The organism is Hydrogenivirga sp. 128-5-R1-1, assembly GCF_000171895.1.
Genome location: NZ_ABHJ01000248.1, coordinates 1 through 1,722, shown reverse-complemented (window position 1 = coordinate 1,722; position 1,722 = coordinate 1). Strand labels below are relative to the sequence as shown.

1 protein-coding gene and 1 pseudogene are annotated in these 1,722 nt (G+C 30.5%); both read right to left on the bottom strand.

The genetic code is table 11. The annotated features are described in order from the left end of the window. Positions 1 to 171 precede the first annotated feature (171 nt). A complete protein-coding gene (locus HG1285_RS02790) occupies positions 172 to 1,212 on the bottom strand; it encodes a PilZ domain-containing protein (protein WP_008289034.1) in 1,041 nt (346 codons plus the stop codon). A 4-nt stretch (positions 1,213 to 1,216) separates the two neighbouring features. After that, positions 1,217 to 1,722, bottom strand: a pseudogene (locus tag HG1285_RS02795) (4-hydroxy-3-methylbut-2-enyl diphosphate reductase); the annotation flags it as partial.

The window sequence follows — 1,722 nt, the reverse complement described above, 5'->3', positions numbered from 1 at the left end:
TATGAACTCTGGGAGTGGATATGATGCAATTGTTGAGGCAAAGCCACCTCCTACTGTAATTAATATAGATGGAATATTTACAAACGCTAATGGGCTACCGCCCATTGCTATAGAAACTATAATAAGCAAAAATGCTGCGCCTATACCTATTAGCGTAGCTATATCCATCTGTTATAATCCTTTTTGTTTTTTATATTGCTGCATGATTTCCATCTGTTTTTTAGTAATAAAATCACTTAAAATTTGTTTATATTCTTTATCTAAATCAACAAACTCAACTCCGACACATATCATATCTTCTTTTTCAAGTATATTTTTAATTTTAGCTTCAGTTATAATCACATTGCTCCCAATTTTTAATCTTAAGTAAATATACTTGCCAATCCTCAAAATCTTCATATAATCATTTTCGGACTTGTATATACAAAATTTTAGCCCACCTAAACTTATATTTTCTGTTTCTGCATTTATTTTGATTTTATCTATGTGAACTTCTACAGGAACATTAATTTTTATTCTTATCTCTTTTCTCTTTTGTGTTCTTACTAAATGGAATGTGTGAGGTATTTTTACAATATATCTATCTTTTTCTTTATAAATATCCTCAATTTTATCCTCAAAAGAATAATAAGCATCGTCTGTTCTTAAAAAATTTATTTTTACACTATCTCCTTTGTTAAGTCTAACTGGAACATTATCTAAAATTGTCCAGTACATATACAGCTCATCTTTATCTACCAATGCAATATTAAAAGAACCTTTATCACTTATCAAAGTTGCAGATTGATATAGGTCTATATCTTTGGTAGATGTTAAAGGTATAAAAGGAGGAATATAATCAAATCCTAATACTTTTCTCATATGTCTTATTTTATTTTCATCAAACTCCGGATTGGTTTTTATATAGTAATCTATTATTTTTTCAAATGTTTGTTTAACCTCAAGTGATAAGTAAGGGTCTCTATCTATTTTTTTGGAGGTCTCCCATATTATCTCAGCTTCATCCCTTGTTAAGCCTATATTTTCTGAATACTCAAAAAATATTTTTTTTAGTCTATGTTCTTGAAAGTATATTTTTAGTTTATAACTAAGCACTAATGATAAGACAATGAAAGAGAATAAAAAAACTACAATTAATATTCCTTCTAATGTTACACCTTGCTCAGTTGTCCTTCTAAAAGCATCTACTAATACATTTACTCTTTCGTCCAAATTTTTACTCCGATGTTAACTTTTTTACTTTTTCTACTACTTCATTAATTATCCAGTCTGGTGTTGATGCTCCTGCACTTATACCTATTTTTTCTTTTCCTTCAAGCCACTTAGGTTCTATTTCGTCAGCTTTTTCAATATGGTAAGTATCTGGATTTAAGTATCTTGATATCTGTGCAAGTCTATTTGTATTTCCGCTGTGCTTTCCTCCGATAATTATCATAACATCCACATTTGGAGCTATTTTTTTAACTTCTTCCTGACGAACAGATGTGGCATCGCAGATTGTATTGAATATTTTTACTTCTTCAATGTTTTCAGCAATATATCCTACAGCCTCTCTAAAAAAGTCTTCGCTCTGAGTAGTTTGTGCAACAACACCTACTTTACTTGTTCTTGGAAGGTTCTTAACAAGCTCTTCCATATTAGATACTACTATCCCTCTTCCGCCAGATTCCTCAAGATGACCTAATGTTCCGATAACTTCAGGATGGCCATGTTCCCCAATTA